We start from the raw sequence: 15,307 nt of genomic DNA, 5'->3' as shown, positions 1-15,307 counted from the left end.
GAAAAGACGCCTTGCTGACTTCTAACAACTAACAACCAACAACTAATAACGGCGTTCAGGCACTAATCGTTGGTTTATAAACCAGGTCGCGTACTTTAACCATTGCAGCCACAAGGCGATCCATTTCCTCTTTGGTATGCAGCGCATTGACGGTTACACGGATACGCGGCTTGGCGATAAACCAGATGGGCGAAACCCAAATGCCATACTCCATGAGTTGTCTGGCGTACATTTTGGGGTTGATTTCGGCAGGTAAAATGACAGGCACAACGTTGGTTTCGCCGATCGCCATAAAGTCGTTTTCTTCGAGGCGCGATCGCAAGTAAAGATTGTTTTCCTGCAGTTGCTTCACGCGTTCTGGTTCTCGCCGAACAATGCGAATGCTTTCCAGCGCAGCGGCGGTTGTTGGCGGCGGTAAAGAAATAGTGCCGATCGAGGTTGGCGACACATCCAGCAAGGGCTTAAGTTCCGCCACGTGGCTACTGATAGCGGCTCCAGCTGACGCGGCGAACTTGGAAAAAGTCGTCATAATCAGCGGCACAACGCCTCGTTCGATAGCTTGCTGCGGTCGCAAGCCAAAGTGCTCGTAAATACCGCGACCCGTAGGCCCGATCGATCCGCTGGCGTGGGCTTCATCCATCACCAGCACACTGCCTTCGTAGTGACTCATCACATCCAGCATGCCGGGTAAGGGAGCAATGTCACCATCCATCGAGAAGACCGCATCAGAAATAACCATAATGCGATCGTCGGGGCGGGCATAACGCTGTAGCCTGCGGGCGAGATCCTCTGTATCACAGTGACGGTAGGCGCGAACACGCACCCGAGGATTATGACCAAACAACTTACCAGAACGAGTGCCTGAATGTGCAAGAGCTGACACAATGCAGCCGTGATTCAACACATCGGTCAAAATCAACGTTTCGCGAGTGTGCTGAAAATTGGGTACCGGAATGGCTAAATGACAAAAGGCATCAATGAGTGCCTGCATTGCCATCCATGCATTTAAGAAAAGCTGGGTATGGGGCAAGTCTTTAAATGCCGAAATTTCTTGCTCCAATTGTCGATGTAGATCGATACGACCACTCAATGCCGAAACTGAGCTGTTGGAAGTGCCGTATTGCAAAATAGCGTCGATTGCTGCCTGCTTTACGGCGTCTTCCTGATTCAATCCCAGCACATCATTGGTACAAAACGTGAGAACCGTTCGACGTTTGCCAGTCGCTTCTTCTTCAATCTCGACAACATTGCCTTGCTTTTTATGGCAAACGTAGATATCGGGATCGAGCCCGCTTTCGTACCAACGCTGGATGTACTCCTTAACAACTTGCACAGTAAACTCCTCTCACCTTTTGTAGACAGCCGAATCGCCTCTCGCTCAACAGTATATTTGCCTAGCAAGTTATTGGCTATCCAGCCCGGCAGAATTTTGCACTCATGCCGGTTTGAACCGTATCAACTAATTGCATAAACCTATATAATGCCAACTTACTTCGATCGCAGACACGATAACAGTCATTTGTGCGCCCGGAAATACATCTGTTCGTAAATGTTTATGTAGAGTCAGCGTGGTCAGGCAGCCACCGTTCATGCGTGGGGCTGTCGGGTTGGCCTTCTACAGAGCTAGAGACGGCTGCATTCAAAGCTTTGTGCCTGTTCGTTTGAGTTGGACTAGAACTCCGCATAAACTGTTCATATTGCCGCATGATCAACCGTTGGACAGCAATGATAGCAGGATTAATCTCCACATAGCGCCGCGTTGGCTCAGCCAGATACTGGCGTTGCTCACTTTCCATCATCTCAATGTCCTGCGCCAAAAACCGCATCAAAACAAAGCGCTCTAACAATGACTGCAGCAGTGGCTCAAGGCGCTTGAGTAACCATTGCGGTAAACGGATTTTAAAGAAGAAGAGGGCAAACGAACGACTTTCAACTGGACTCACGGGTAACCGCATGAGATACAGTGCCGAAACCCCTTCCAGGCTGCTTTGATAGTGGGGATAGCAATACTGCACCGTAATTGGCAAGGTTGTTACCTGATCGGCCCGTTCACTTAAGCCCAGAAACTTTGCCATGTGGCCTTTGTAAGATACCTGATATTCTGCACAGACCGCATCCTCTGTTTCTCGCAGGCTCAGCAGGCGTGGATCAAACCAGCCTTGCAAATTCTCGTGCAAAAAGCCATGAAACACATCCATTGAGTTTTCGTTGCAGATTGAGAAGTGCGCCTTAAAATGCCCGGTAACGGGAACTTTAAGCCAGCCTGACTCTGTGTCTTCCAGTATCTGTGGCGGTTGGTGGTCTGACGCGATCGTGGCATCACCCGGGAACACCCAAAGCAGGCCATACTTTTCTTGAATGGGATAGCTCCGTGCCTGGGCACAAGGTAATTTTTGTCCTTGTGGTAAGTATGGCACGCTGACACAGCGGCCCTCAGCATCAAATTCCCACCCGTGGTAGCGACATGCTAAATGTTGCCCGTGAACTTTGCCTCGGTGTAGCTCAACACCTTTGTGCGGACAGGCATCAGCTAGTGCATGTAGACTTCCTTCGGTATCGCGATAAACCGCGATCGGCTGCTGCCAAACCGTCACCTGCGTGACCTGACAGGGTTGCAGTTGCTTTGCCCAACCGACCGCATACCAGTGGTTTGGATTGATCCCAACTTCTCGCACACCCGCCCGAACGGTCTGACTTTTTAGGGCCGTAGCCAGTTCCATTCTCCTCTCCTCACGCTAGGTCGCCTCGCCACTGTACTCACGTCAAACGGTGTTTTGTCAATACGTTATCATTCCTGTCAATATATTACGGCTACGTACTAAAGCCCTAACGATGCCTGACTTTGGACTGAATGATAGCACTTAATCTTTGTTTACAAAAGCCCATTGACTAACTGGGGTCTGGCACGAGGGGCAGCATCCCATCAACTAGCAAAAACTCAAAATATTCGGTACGCTTCAATCTAGGGTAGGAGTGAGGAGAAAATAGATGCCTGACCTGACAAAAGTGGCTATAGGGTTGGTCTGCTTTACGACCGCCTTTGTGCTTGCCAGCTTAGTGGAGTACTGGGTTCATCGCTTAATGCACGCATCGCACCGTCTCGGTGAACGTCATCGTGACCACCACCGTCGCAACGAAGGACAGGGCGTTGTGTGGGAATTTGTTGACTATGTGAAGGGAACATTCATCGTCATGTCTCTGTTGTTCTTCTATTCGCTAGAAGCGGGTCTGGGTTGGTGTCTTGGTGGTCTAGCCTTTGCTGCATTTTCGTCCTATGCGCATCAATTGCAGCATGAAAACCCAACCAAGTGCTTTTGGATGAAGATGCCTGTCCATTACGTTCACCACAAGTACGGTATGTGGCATCACAATTTTGGGTTGGCGGTGGACTGGTGGGATCACGTGTTTGGTACTTATAAGCTCGTAGACTGGCTGACTGACGAAGAACTGAGCCGACCAGCGCGGGGCTATGCTGAGTTGCGCTGGTGGTAGCGGCTCAAATCCAAAAACTTTCGATCGCTCTTGTACGCTCAGGAATTGTCTGTGGTATCGTTCCATAACCCGACTACAAACTACCCCGGAGGAGGCGCTTTGAGCTACTTCCAAGACGCTAAGGCACATTTTATTGCAAGTCATCAGAACCCAATCAACCAGGCATTGCATCATCTCACCAATCTTCTGGCGATTGCGGCTGTGGTTTTTCTGTTTTTCGACTGGCGAGTGACTCTACTCTGCCTGGTGCTGACCCAAGTCTTTGCACTGGGTGGACATGCTGTGTTTGAAAAAAATGAACCAGCGTTTGTTAAGTATCCCGGCATTACGATTCTGGCAGCCATGTCCTGGTCGTTTGAGAACTGGTTTGGTCTACGTCAAGTGCTGCATTATTTCAGCCGTGTCGCCAAAGTCGAAAAATCCAGTTGATTGAAACGTTGGAGCAACGCACCTGAGTCTCTTTGCTTGAGTTTGACAAACCCGCTTGCATCTCATCGCCTTTTTCCTCTCTGCAGTGTGAGAGCGAGTTTCAGTAACTCAGGCTCCCTTGCTCAGAGTGTTGATTAAGGTGGCGCCGAGCTCGCTTGGTTCTTTCCAGTGAGCAAACTTGTGCCTTGACTTAAGTGGTTCTATGACCTTGACTGCTCAACGCTCTATTGACTCTATCCAGCCCAGTTGTTCACGTCTCACTCAAGCGAAGACATGAGCATCCTCAAGCGTTGCTTGCTCAAGGAAAGGCTACTGGAGCGATACGTATAGAGCTCTGTCAAGGCTGCGTTTGAGCTGTCAGAACCGGCTGATGGTTGGATGCAAGCGATCGATCCTCAGCGTTTCATTCACTTTCATTAGTTTTTAACCCCCGAACCGAAAGGAGAACGGCATGTACGAAGGTTTACTGGTTGTTGACGCCGATGCCCACAAGCTAGAGAATCCTCTGGTACTACGGGACTACATCGAGCCAGAATATCGCGATCGCATTGGCCTGGTTGTAGACAGCCTGGGCGACCAACGCGCGAAAGTGATTGATGCAAATCCCGCGACAGGTAAAGCCGACTATCTCCGCATGTTTCCTCAGCCACAGGGCTTGGGTAAAGGCGGTTTCCGTAACCTCCACCCTGATACAACGCTGGGTGCAATGTTCAACAAAGTACGGATTCAGCATATGGATCAGGAAGGGGTTGATGTACAGGTCATCTACGGCACCTTAAACCTGATTTTCTCCAGCCTGTTGGACAAAGACCTGGCGATCGCGCTCTGCAAGGCATACAACACTTACATTGCTGACGACTGCCGGGGCTATGACAATCGCCTCAAGCCGATCGGTGTTCTGCCCCTCCAAGATGTGACGGCTGCTGTTGCCGAAATGCACCGCTGCGTCAACGAATTGGGACTAATTGCGGTGGCCGTTGCACCCAACATGCCCATCCCTCATCCTAAAGCACCGGATGCCTTCCCCGAAATCCGCACCTGTAAGGCAATCAGCCATCCTGACTTCCGCCCTATCCTGCAAGCAGCCGTCGATCTCGACATTGCTCTGGGGATTCATGGTGGCCCCGGCTCCTACATGATGGGCGGGATTTCTGACCACATGGAAACCTTTGTGCTGAACCACATCTTCGTGCAGCGCAATCAGCAGCAGCACGCGATGACCCGCATGGTGTTTGATGGTGCGTTTGAGCAGTTTCCGACTCTACGGGTTGGCTTTTTGGAAGGCGGCTGTGGCTGGGTGCCCGACCTTGCTCATGCCATGCACGAACATTGGGAAAAGCGGATTCGCGACTTTGACCCCAAGCATCCGTACCGCCCGTCGTTGATGGACTTCACCAAGTTGATGATCCAAGAGCGCGGCACGCACAACAACACCAACATCATCAGTCAGGCGAAAAGCATTTTTGATCTGATGTGGACGAAGGAGAACGATCCCACGAAGATTGACGACGCCAGCCTCTACGAGCATTACGACCTGCGCCATCGTGATCCTCTGGATTACTTCAAGCGCGGGCAGATCTTCACCTCCTTTGAGTCGGATGATCCCGGCCCGTCTTACTTGCCGATCGGCTTGGGCGAAGCAGGGAAACATCTCACCTGTTTCTCTGGTGACTACGGCCACTGGGATGGTGTGCTGAAGGATTGCGTGAAGGATGCCGCAACGGGCTCAGACTACGATCGCGACTATCTTGAACTGTTGTTGAGTGGCAACGCACTAGCACTGTATGGCGATCGTCTACGCCAATCGCTCCCAGCTTACGTCACGGCCAAACCTAGCTTGAGCAGTTCTACTCTCTAACGCCGTTCGACTCACTAGCAATGAGCAGCCGGTTTGAGGTTTGATTGAGACGTCGTGTAACAATCATTGATAGCCTTGTCACCATAACCTTCAGAACAAGGGTAAGCCTCTTGTTCTGAAGGTTTAGCTGTCTTGCTGATCCAACAGCTTCTTACAACAGATGTCTCAATGGGTTAACTGCCACTTCAAGCCGCTGGCGACTCTCACATGTACTAAAATTTAGTCTTCTCAAGACCAGTTGCTTGACGTGGGGCGCAGTGCGACCGATGTCTAAGTCGCATTCTCAAACACATTGACTATGGCATCCATTGCCCGTAAGAACTTATTTGAGGACATACCTCGCTTTTTGGTTGCCCAGGCAGGAATCATGTTCGCGGTCAGCCTGGTCACCATCCAGATTGGCATTCTGAACGGCTTTACGCGATCAACGGGGTTACTCATTGACCAGTCCAGTGCCGACATTTGGGTTGCATCTGAAGATATGGTGCATCTGGAAGTCACATCGCCGCTGCCGTTAGACCACATGGTCAAGGCACGGAAGGTCGAAGGGGTACAGCGTGCAGAAGCCTTGATGATCCGAGCTGCACTCTGGCGATCGGCTGATCGTCGTATCGCGCCGATTCGTCTCTATGGCTTTGATCCGAAGGGACAGTTATTCGCAAATTGGAAAGTGGCTCAAGGCGAACTAAACGCCTTGAGTACGCCATATACGATGGTGATTGATAAGGCTCAACTGTCCGCGATCGACTTGAAGCAGGTTGGGGATTCTGGGTCGATCGGTTCCTTGCCAGCAAAACTGGTCGGTTTAGTCCAAGATACCCAATCAATGGCATCCAGCGCTGCCGTCTTCACATCGCTTGAAACGGCAAACGCCTTCTCAACCTCTGGCCTTAGTTCTACAGCTAATATTCGCATCCAAAATGGGGAGGTTCAAGTTCTCAACAATGTTGATGCGGCGCCTGCACGATCGCCTTCAGATGCACCGCCCCCAGCACCCCGAAAGCTCTCTTTGTCTGACTCCATTACGTTCATCCTGATCCAGGCAAAACCCGGTCAGGATTTACCGACGTTACGCAAGCGCTTAGAAGCCGCTCTTCCTGGCACACGCACGTTAACCCGAGCCGAAATGGCACAACAAACCCGTGACTATTGGGAAAAACGGACTGGAGTGGGCTTTATTTTAGGTCTGGGCGCAGCCGTCGGTTTCGTGGTTGGCATGGTCGTGGTGAGTCAAATCCTTTACTCCTCAGTCGCAGACCATATCAAGGAGTACGGCACACTCAAAGCAATGGGTGCGTCTGACTGGATTATTTACCGCGTCATTACAGAGCAAGCCCTGTGGATGGCAGTTTTGGGTTACTTGCCCAGTATGGTGCTCTGCATCGGCTTGGGTTCGTGGACTATGGCCGCTAAGGGCATCATGATTTTGATTAGCCCAATGACGGCTACCGGTGTGTTCTGTATTACAGTCGTTATGTGCGTTAGCTCGGCCATGTTTGCGATTCAAAAAGTGACTAAAGTTGATCCTGCCATCGTCTTTAAGGCGTAGTTTTCATCATAAAATTTGCCGAAAGGTGCGATGCGGATGGGTGTGCTGGTTCGTTACACTATGTAAATTAGCTGCTGCTTAACCCCTAATAGCTGCTTAACCTCTAACAAATTAACTAAGTTACTTTGCTCTTTGGGGAAAAGGGTCCAGCTGGGTGAAGTTAATCTGACCGTGATTATTTATCCTTAGTTTTCTTCGCTCTTCTCTTGCTTCTCACCGTTGCGACTCTACCTATCGATTGATGTTAAAAAAATGACTGCTTCTCAAGTTAATTTTGCTAGTTTTATTCAAGCGCGCGATCGAGCTGCGTCTACCTCAGTTGTTGTGGAACGGTTTAAGGAGCAGGCTATCGTAGCGACGGGTGTTGAAATGGTGTACCGCTCTGGTTCACAGGTTTACCCCGTGCTACGTGGAGTGGACTTAACGATTCAACAGGGCGATATTCATCTCCTGATGGGACCATCCGGTTCCGGTAAAACGACATTACTCTCAATCCTGGCTGGTATTCTCACTCCAACGGCGGGCAGCGTCAAGCTGCTGGGCCAGGAGATTACGAAAATGTCGCGTGCTCAGTTAGCGCATTTTCGGCTGCAGAATATTGGCTTCATTTTTCAGGGCTTTAATTTATTCCCAGCCTTGACTGCTTCCGAGAATGTGGAAGTGGCCTTAAAAGTAAAAGGCGTTCGTGGTGCTACTAACCGTCGTCGGATGGCGCACGAACTGCTAGCACAAGTAAAACTGGACGATCGCATCAACCATCTGCCGCGCGATTTGTCGGGTGGGCAAAAGCAACGGGTGGCGATCGCTCGTGCCCTCGCAGGCGATCCACAGATTATTATGGCTGATGAACCAACAGCGGCACTCGATTCCCATAGCGGTCACGCTGTAATCGAGCTCTTACGCCAACTCGCCAAGCAGAGCAATCGCACGGTTCTGATTGTCACGCACGATCCACGCTTGATTGATGTCGCCGATCGGGTTTCTACGTTGGAAGATGGCATTTTGCGGCAATGATTCGAAGTTGTTCGCTGCTGTTGGTAAGGATCAGACCGTAACACTAGCAGACAACCCTTTCTACTTATGTCAGCAGCATTCATCAACCTGGTGCAACGCCTCCAAAACGGCTTGATCGTGTCTTGTCAGGCTCCAGTCGATTCACCAATGCATCACCCTGTTGTCATTGCAGCAATGGCTCAGGCATCGATCAATCAAGGAGCCGTTGCCATCAGGCTGGATACACCAGCGCACGTGCAGGCTGTTAGCGGCCAAATCACAGCACCCATCATTGGGCTGTGGAAGCAGCAAATCCCAGAGTTCGATGTCTACATTACGCCGCAGTTTCACCATGCACTGGCGATCGCGCAGGCCGGTGCAGACATCATCGCGATCGACGCGACCCTCCGCGATCGTCCAGGTAGCGAAACGCTAGAGTCACTGATTGCCCGTATTCAGACCGAACTGGGCAAACCTGTCATGGCAGATGTCGATACGTTAGACGCCGCGATCGCCGCTTCTAGGGCTGGGGCTGATCTAATTGGCACCACATTATATGGCTACACTGCTGCAACACAGCATCAAACCCCTCCCGGTTTTGATCTGCTGGCTCAGATGGTCGCCGCGATCGACAACCCCATCATCTGCGAAGGTGGCATTGCGTCCCCAAACATGGCACGACAGGCGATGACGCTTGGGGCTTATGCCGTAGTCGTGGGTACTGCGATCACTGGAGTCGATCTCCAGGTCAAAGCGTACAACGTGGCACTACAAACAGCGTTGTCTTAAGCAGCCTCTGTCACTGCGTTTGAGCGCTTCAAGATAATCATCTCAGAACCAACGATCGGACTACGGGCAAGCAGCTTTCCCGTAGCATCAACCAGTTCTAGCTTGATGAAGTCCAGGTTTTCGGTGCGGCGCGAAATTTCGCCTGCTAAGTTGTCTTGCTGCGATCGACTCAAGCTATACCACCCATCACTGATGTTGACAATCAGGCGGCTGCCACGAAAGTTTGCCTGCACCGATTGCACCAGACCGCTGGCATATTGGTTGCTGATCGCGGCAACCTGATCCTGAATGCGGGCGATTAATGTTTGTTCTGGAGTCAATTTGAGGGGCGGAGGGGGGATAGCTGGTTTGCTGGGCGCAGGGCTAATTTCCACAGGCTTGGGACCCTCTGGTGCTTTGACAAGCGGTGGAATCGGCGCCGGCGCAGGTGTTGGCGTGAGCGCTGGCGTTGGTGGTGCAACCGTCTCAGTGGGAGGCGCTTTCGCGATCGTGGTTGGCTGTGGTTTCGCGGGCAGTAGAGAGGATACTGTCCACAAAAGAATGACTAAAATACCTGCAATCGCTCCTGTCAGAGCTTGATCCGAAAAATTGCGGTTAATGGCTGTAGGTAGGCGATCGCGAATTTGCCTCAGCAGCGGCCGCCACGATCGCCATGCCTGCTGCCGGAGCGTGCGGAACTTCTCCCTTAGTGCAGCAGTCGAAAAAGGCGGTACCAGTTTGCCAGTAGGAGTTTGTGAGGACGGGGGCAAAGCGTCCTCAGAAGCTTGACCTGGCACTGGTACCCTTCTTCTCACCTGTTTGGGAGTCGGTTCAGCTTCCAGTCGCTCAACTGCTTTTTCTAAAAGCTGAATGGTACCCCTTAAGGTTTTAATGCCCTGTTTCTTAAGCGGTGGTTGTGCGGCTACAACCGCTTCACCCAACAACCGCAGCAGGGTTTGCGGAAGGATTTCATCATTCGCTGGGGCTGGTCTGCGCGCACGGGTCGATCGTTCATTGCTTGCTGCCCGACGGGATGGCTTTGCCTCTGTCTGAGCGGCGTCTGCTTCTGTTATACTTACATTCTTTTGAGCTGCTTCTGTCTGCGCAGCTTCTGCGATCGCTGCGTCTGTTAGACGTTCTACTTCGTTAAGTGGAGCGTCTAGTGTCGATTCTGATGACGTTTCAGAGGCTTCGTGGCTAGTTGGCTCTGATAATGGTGGCTGATCCTGTGACATAAAATTTCTCTCCCAGGCAGCACAAACAGGCTCAAACGCGGTAGATTCTTACGGGTGCTACCTTAGCAGGAACCATCTTAGCAGTTAGCGGTCAGCTTTCAGCGGTCAGCCATCAGCTGGCAACGGTCAGAATGAGTTTCAACTCAAAACTTTTAGCCTTTCGCCCTTCCCGCCCAGTTTATGGATCTCCAGCGTCTATGAGTCTCAGCCGTCGTCAATTTTTGGTTTTAGGCGGAGTCGTCGGTGGCGTTGGTGTCGCCACTCTGGTGCATCAAGTGCTGACGGGTGGCGCTACTAATCGCCCGCTAGCGACTCCAGCAGCAAGCTCGTCATCGCCTGTAGCGGCAGCATCTGGTCAGACCGTGGTGGCAGCAAACACGGCGATCGCGCCCAAAGGCCTGTTTGCGCCTGTTCGCGGTGATGTTCGCATAGCCGTCATCAGCGACCTGAACAGTGCCTATGGTTCCACAGACTACGAAGCAGAAGTACACAAGGCGATCGCGCTCATTCCAGACTGGGAACCGGATGTGGTGTTGGGTGGTGGCGATATGGTGGCAGGGCAATCGCCATCATTAGGTCGCGAACAAATTCAAGCCATGTGGGATGGCTTTGAGCGACATATTGGCGCACCGCTTCGCAAAACTGGGGTGCCCTTTGGGTTTACGATCGGCAATCATGATGCTTCAGGCGCGTTATCGGTTGGGGGCAAGTTTCTGTTCAACCACGATCGCGAACTGACAGCTGCATACTGGAATGCGCCTGGCCATAATCCAAACCTTCAGTTTGTCGATCGTGCAGGCTTTCCCTTTTATTACACCTTCCAGCACAAAGGTATTTTCTATCTGGTCTGGGATGCTTCCACCTCTCGCATTCCACCGGAACAAATTGCCTGGGCGGAAAAAAGTCTGGCAAGCTCGATCGCCCAGTCCGCCAAAATGCGGTTTGTGATTGGTCACCTGCCTCTCTACGCCGTTGCTGTTGGGCGTGATGAACTGGGTGAAATTATTGCTGGTGCGGATAAATTGCAGGCGATGCTTGAGAAATATGACGTGCATACCTATGTCAGCGGGCATGACCATGCGTATTACCCCGCCCACAGTGGCAAGCTAGAACTGCTGCATACCAGTGCTTTAGGTGCAGGACCGCGTCCCCTACTGAATAGCAAACTGCCCCCATTTAAAACTCTGACGGTAATTGATGTAGATTGGGGCACTGCATCTACTCGCTACACAACGTACAACATGACGACGCTCCAGGTTGTTGATCACAAAACCCTGCCCCGTCTCATTGTGGGACCGACTGGCAGAGTACTGCGCCTGGATATACAGGAAAGTGACCTCACCGCAGCAGAGCGATCGCTCACCTTCACGCCTAGCAGTTAAGTGACAGCGCTCAGCCAAACGCCTATTACTGACTACTGACTCAACAGATAAGCCTAATTACTTTTAGGACACGTTGGGTTGAAGTATGAAACCCAACCTTTGGTGTCAAGCTGGCCCCTAGGGGTATTTTGTTTGCTAGAAATCTTCTAACAAATCCTTTAGCCTTTAGCCTTCTCTCTAAATCTCATACGAAATCTCTGGTGCTTGCATAGCCCTCGACAGTTCAGCAGCCACTTCGGGACGGGAAAATTCGGGTGGTGGCAGTTCGCCTTTGCGGAGGAGTTCCCGCACCTTCGTTCCCGACAGATGAATGCGCTCTTCGCGAGTACTGGGGCTGGTCTTCGTGGTTGCCATCGACTGGGTGCGCAGGCAGTAAAAGGCGTGTTCAAACTTCATCGGCGTGATGCCCAACTCGCCGGGTGCAAATTCGTCGAAGATGTATTGCGCGTCGTAGGTGCCGTAGTAGTCGCCCACGCCAGCGTGATCTCGCCCGACGATAAAGTGCGTACAGCCATAGTTTTTGCGAACAAGGGCGTGGAAGATTGCCTCGCGTGGCCCGGCATAGCGCATGGCAGCAGGATTGATGGCTAGAATCACCCGATCCCTGGGGAAGTAGTGTTCCAGCATAATTTCGTAGCAGCGCATCCGCACATCAGCGGGAATGTCGTCTTCCTTGGTGGCACCGACTAAGGGATGTAGAAAGAGCCCATCAACGGTTTCGAGCGCACACTTGATGATGTATTCATGGGCGCGATGGATCGGGTTACGGGTCTGGAAGCCCACGATCGACTTCCAGCCTTTGCCCCGAAAGAGCGATCGTGATTCCAGCGGATCAATTTGATACGTAGGAAACAATGTGTGAGGATTGCGCTCTAGCAACCAAACATCACCTGCTAGATTCACGACACCCTGCTTGTAAACCACCGACACTCCGGGATGCTTTTCTTCGTTTGTGCGGTAGACCAGCAGCGCTTCATGGCGTTTGTCGTAACGATATTTTTGGGTTAGTTGCAACACGCCGACGAACGTACCGTAGGGATTGTCTAACCGGATCAGGCTCCCTTCTTTGAGCGGTGCCGCGACCTCTTCGGATACAGGCAGCGTGATGGGGATCGACCAGGGCAAACCGTTTGCCAGGTGCATATCATTGACGACCCCGTTATAGTCTGCCTCGTTCATGAAGCCCGTGAGGGGACTAAAGCCACCGATCGCAATCATCTCTAGATCTGAAACCGCTCGTGCTTCCAGTTTCACTCTGGGCAAAAAGTCGGCTTTGTCGAGAAATTCGGCGCGTTGTTCAGGCGTGGCGATGCGGTTAATCAGTTGCCCACCGTGGGGAGCAATGCTGTCAGAATGCTGGCTCATGGGAATTGTGGATTGCAGTGTATCGATCGCAGAGTTTGCTCACCCATCCATCCTACTAGGCTGCGCGATCATTCCTCTAGCTGTTTAGAAACTACACCCCACACTCGTTAAAGTGTTGATGGCTGCTGCGATCGCCCATCATGTGATGGGGGCGCGACCGCTTAGGGTCATTAAGCCTGGGTTAAAATCAGCGTATGCCTAAGAAAATTCGAGAACTTAAGCAAATCGTGAGTCAAGCAGGCTTTATTTTGCAAAAGAGACGAGGCAAAGGAAGTCATAGTTATTGGGTGCATCCTAAAATGCTATCAATGCCACTAACCATTCCAGGCAAAGATGGCGATTATGCTCCCAGATACCTTGAGCCGCAAATCTTACGAGCACTGCAAGCCCTGAAAGTATTGGAGGATGAGAGCGAATGAGCTACAGATATACAATGGTGATTCAGTGGTCAGACGCCGATCAGCTCTATCTGGTGCATCTCCCCGAATTTCCCTGGCAGCAATTTGTCACACACGGCAAAACGTACCAAGAAGCTGCTCAAAATGGACAAGAAGCACTTGAGGGTTTAATCGAAGTCCTTCAAGCCAACAACCAACCCTTACCAGAACCACGCCAGATTGAGGTTTCACAAGTCGCTTAATCGTTGCACTTCATGGACTGAACTTGCGGCGCGATCAGAAGCAATCCTCCAGGAGGAGATTATGCGATCGCGATCGAATGTAGTGCGATTGATCGCAGTTTTGCTCACCCATCCATCCTCCTAGGCTGCGCGATCGTTTCGATAAGCAATATTGCTCAGGGCTGCACTGCGAAAGCCTCTGGATCGATGTCCCAATTGACCCAGCGAATGGCTTTTCTAGCAGTCGTGCTGGTACGTCGAGTGTGCACAACTACTGAAGAGCGATTATCAAACATCCCTTCAGCGATTATCAAACATTCCTTCTATGAATAAGGCACCTAAGCCATTTGAGAATTAAGCTTTGCCATCTCGATCAGAGTTCGCCAACGGTATCCGGTCGTTTAATTGACAGTTTTCGCCTTTTGCCTAAAACGACACAAAAGGGGTCTTTTAGGGTGCTCAGAGTGTAAATCAAGTCGTTAATGAATCTATGTATCAAAATAGTGTAACTTTGATGAGTTCTGAGACAATAACAGTACATTAGAACTCTCCTTATGCTCATTGGGTACGAACGCATTTCAACCGACGACCAAAATTTGGCGTTGCAACATGATGCGCTGCAAGCCGCAGGGTGCGAAAAAATCTTCGCTGACAAAATGAGTGGAGCGAAAGCCGATCGCCCTGGATTAAAAGAAGCCTTTGCGTTTGCCAGGAAAGGAGACACGCTGGTCGTTTGGAGACTCGATCGCTTAGGGCGATCGCTCAAAGACCTGATGGCATTGGTCGAGGGATTGGAGCAGCGTAAGATTGGGTTTCGCTCGCTGCAGGAAAGTATTGATACTACGAGTAGCAGCGGAAAGTTAATCTTTCATATGTTCGGGGCATTGGCGGAGTTTGAGCGTAACCTGATTCGGGAGCGCACTCAGGCTGGCTTGCAAGCAGCGAGAGCGAGGGGACGCAAAGGGGGACGGCAGCAGAAGTTAACGCCACAGCAAATTGCCATTGGGCGATCGCTGGCAGCAGACCCCAAACAGAGTGTGTCGTCCATCTGTAACCATCTGAACATTAGCCGTCCGACTTACTATCGCTATATCAATCCCAACTTGGCTCTCAAGGTAGCGCCAGAACCAACGACGAAGACAACATAGGTGTAGCGAACTGCAAACACAAACAGCTCGAACTGCAAACAAGGGAATTTTCTGCCCACCTTATTTGCAAATAGAAGTAGCCCTCAAACCACATTACCTGCACCTAAACTTGGCTTTCGGTGAAAACCACTCTAGGCTTTTATTTGGTCGCATACCGTTCAACTTAAACATGAAACTTGGGCATATACGTTTAGGCAAAACCATTCTTAAATCTGGGCACCGCAACCCCCCATGTAGGTCAAGTGCCTGCTGAACAGCACATCAGGCTTGGTTGCAAAGAATGTGGTTTCAACCGGCTGTTTGCAGTTTCGTATCAGCTAATGCAGGTTCAGTGGCAGCTAGTCTGGTTTTGGAGCCGGTTTTAGTGACAGCTAATCTGGTTTCAAAGGGATGCTGTTTGCAGGTTGAAGAGATCCTGTTTGCAGGTTGCTATGGATAGCTGGTCATCTGTTTGTCCTGTCAATCCATT

The 15,307-nt window shown here is 51.2% G+C and carries 14 protein-coding genes; 10 read left to right on the top strand and 4 right to left on the bottom strand.

Annotated features, from left to right (window positions below; genetic code table 11):
- Window positions 1–55: 55 nt before the first annotated feature.
- A complete protein-coding gene (locus C7B82_RS10585; RefSeq protein ID WP_106256261.1) occupies window positions 56–1,333 on the bottom strand; it encodes an aminotransferase class I/II-fold pyridoxal phosphate-dependent enzyme in 1,278 nt (425 codons plus the stop codon).
- Window positions 1,334–1,553: 220 nt separating this feature from the next.
- Window positions 1,554–2,720 (bottom strand): aromatic ring-hydroxylating dioxygenase subunit alpha, encoded by a 1,167-nt coding sequence (locus C7B82_RS10580; protein WP_106256260.1) that lies wholly within the window; start codon window positions 2,718–2,720, stop codon window positions 1,554–1,556.
- Window positions 2,721–2,988: 268 nt separating this feature from the next.
- Between C7B82_RS10580 and C7B82_RS10575 the strand changes: the two genes are divergently transcribed.
- From C7B82_RS10575 to C7B82_RS10550, 6 genes are all read left to right on the top strand, one after another.
- On the top strand, window positions 2,989–3,492 hold the full coding sequence (locus tag C7B82_RS10575) for a sterol desaturase family protein (RefSeq protein ID WP_106256259.1): 504 nt from the start codon (window positions 2,989–2,991) through the stop codon (window positions 3,490–3,492).
- A gap of 99 nt (window positions 3,493–3,591) precedes the next feature.
- Window positions 3,592–3,921 (top strand): Mpo1-like protein, encoded by a 330-nt coding sequence (locus C7B82_RS10570; protein ID WP_106256258.1) that lies wholly within the window; start codon window positions 3,592–3,594, stop codon window positions 3,919–3,921.
- Window positions 3,922–4,372: 451 nt separating this feature from the next.
- The gene (locus C7B82_RS10565) at window positions 4,373–5,779 is read left to right on the top strand and encodes an amidohydrolase family protein (protein ID WP_106256257.1); all 1,407 of its coding nucleotides are present in this window, start codon (window positions 4,373–4,375) and stop codon (window positions 5,777–5,779) included.
- Window positions 5,780–6,077: 298 nt separating this feature from the next.
- The gene (locus C7B82_RS10560) at window positions 6,078–7,328 is read left to right on the top strand and encodes an FtsX-like permease family protein (RefSeq protein WP_106256256.1); all 1,251 of its coding nucleotides are present in this window, start codon (window positions 6,078–6,080) and stop codon (window positions 7,326–7,328) included.
- 252 nt (window positions 7,329–7,580) lie between these two features.
- Window positions 7,581–8,342: an ABC transporter ATP-binding protein gene (locus C7B82_RS10555; RefSeq protein ID WP_106256255.1), complete on the top strand. Its 762-nt coding sequence runs from the start codon at window positions 7,581–7,583 to the stop codon at window positions 8,340–8,342.
- Between the two features lie 66 nt (window positions 8,343–8,408).
- Window positions 8,409–9,110 carry an N-acetylmannosamine-6-phosphate 2-epimerase gene (locus tag C7B82_RS10550; RefSeq protein ID WP_106256254.1) on the top strand — a complete coding sequence of 234 codons (702 nt, stop codon included), beginning with the start codon at window positions 8,409–8,411 and terminating at the stop codon, window positions 9,108–9,110.
- Here the strand turns inward: C7B82_RS10550 and C7B82_RS10545 are convergent.
- Window positions 9,107–10,324: a hypothetical protein gene (locus C7B82_RS10545; RefSeq protein ID WP_106256253.1), complete on the bottom strand. Its 1,218-nt coding sequence runs from the start codon at window positions 10,322–10,324 to the stop codon at window positions 9,107–9,109. The two genes, C7B82_RS10550 and C7B82_RS10545, sit on opposite strands and share 4 nt — an antisense overlap.
- 197 nt (window positions 10,325–10,521) lie before the next feature.
- On the opposite strand from C7B82_RS10545, the gene C7B82_RS10540 reads away from it, so the two are divergent.
- Window positions 10,522–11,706 carry a metallophosphoesterase family protein gene (locus tag C7B82_RS10540; RefSeq protein ID WP_106256279.1) on the top strand — a complete coding sequence of 395 codons (1,185 nt, stop codon included), beginning with the start codon at window positions 10,522–10,524 and terminating at the stop codon, window positions 11,704–11,706.
- Between the two features lie 177 nt (window positions 11,707–11,883).
- Here the strand turns inward: C7B82_RS10540 and sat are convergent, their stop codons facing one another.
- On the bottom strand, window positions 11,884–13,071 hold the full coding sequence (sat, locus tag C7B82_RS10535; protein WP_106256252.1) for a sulfate adenylyltransferase: 1,188 nt from the start codon (window positions 13,069–13,071) through the stop codon (window positions 11,884–11,886).
- Window positions 13,072–13,265: 194 nt separating this feature from the next.
- Here sat and C7B82_RS10530 point away from each other — a divergent pair, with 194 nt between their 5' ends.
- From C7B82_RS10530 to C7B82_RS10520, 3 genes are all read left to right on the top strand, one after another.
- Complete coding sequence (locus C7B82_RS10530) at window positions 13,266–13,490, top strand: type II toxin-antitoxin system HicA family toxin (RefSeq protein WP_106256251.1); 225 nt, start codon at window positions 13,266–13,268, stop codon at window positions 13,488–13,490.
- Window positions 13,487–13,711 carry a type II toxin-antitoxin system HicB family antitoxin gene (locus C7B82_RS10525; protein WP_106256250.1) on the top strand — a complete coding sequence of 75 codons (225 nt, stop codon included), beginning with the start codon at window positions 13,487–13,489 and terminating at the stop codon, window positions 13,709–13,711. The genes C7B82_RS10530 and C7B82_RS10525 overlap by 4 nt, the downstream gene beginning before the upstream one ends.
- Before the next feature lie 533 nt (window positions 13,712–14,244).
- Complete coding sequence (locus C7B82_RS10520; protein WP_106256249.1) at window positions 14,245–14,838, top strand: recombinase family protein; 594 nt, start codon at window positions 14,245–14,247, stop codon at window positions 14,836–14,838.
- Window positions 14,839–15,307: the final 469 nt, after the last annotated feature.

Source organism: Stenomitos frigidus ULC18 (assembly GCF_003003795.1).
Taxonomy (GTDB): domain Bacteria; phylum Cyanobacteriota; class Cyanobacteriia; order Leptolyngbyales; family Leptolyngbyaceae; genus Stenomitos; species Stenomitos frigidus_A.
This window is presented reverse-complemented; position numbering and strand designations above follow the sequence as displayed.

Coding starts and splice junctions, on each gene's coding strand:
- C7B82_RS10580 (WP_106256260.1), bottom strand. CDS start 2,720: ATGGAACTGGCTACGGCCCTAAAAAGTCAGACCGTTCGGGCGGGTGTG.
- sat (WP_106256252.1), bottom strand. CDS start 13,071: ATGAGCCAGCATTCTGACAGCATTGCTCCCCACGGTGGGCAACTGATT.
- C7B82_RS10525 (WP_106256250.1), top strand. CDS start 13,487: ATGAGCTACAGATATACAATGGTGATTCAGTGGTCAGACGCCGATCAG.
- C7B82_RS10540 (WP_106256279.1), top strand. CDS start 10,522: ATGAGTCTCAGCCGTCGTCAATTTTTGGTTTTAGGCGGAGTCGTCGGT.
- C7B82_RS10530 (WP_106256251.1), top strand. CDS start 13,266: ATGCCTAAGAAAATTCGAGAACTTAAGCAAATCGTGAGTCAAGCAGGC.
- C7B82_RS10520 (WP_106256249.1), top strand. CDS start 14,245: ATGCTCATTGGGTACGAACGCATTTCAACCGACGACCAAAATTTGGCG.
- C7B82_RS10575 (WP_106256259.1), top strand. CDS start 2,989: ATGCCTGACCTGACAAAAGTGGCTATAGGGTTGGTCTGCTTTACGACC.
- C7B82_RS10550 (WP_106256254.1), top strand. CDS start 8,409: ATGTCAGCAGCATTCATCAACCTGGTGCAACGCCTCCAAAACGGCTTG.
- C7B82_RS10545 (WP_106256253.1), bottom strand. CDS start 10,324: ATGTCACAGGATCAGCCACCATTATCAGAGCCAACTAGCCACGAAGCC.
- C7B82_RS10565 (WP_106256257.1), top strand. CDS start 4,373: ATGTACGAAGGTTTACTGGTTGTTGACGCCGATGCCCACAAGCTAGAG.
- C7B82_RS10560 (WP_106256256.1), top strand. CDS start 6,078: ATGGCATCCATTGCCCGTAAGAACTTATTTGAGGACATACCTCGCTTT.
- C7B82_RS10555 (WP_106256255.1), top strand. CDS start 7,581: ATGACTGCTTCTCAAGTTAATTTTGCTAGTTTTATTCAAGCGCGCGAT.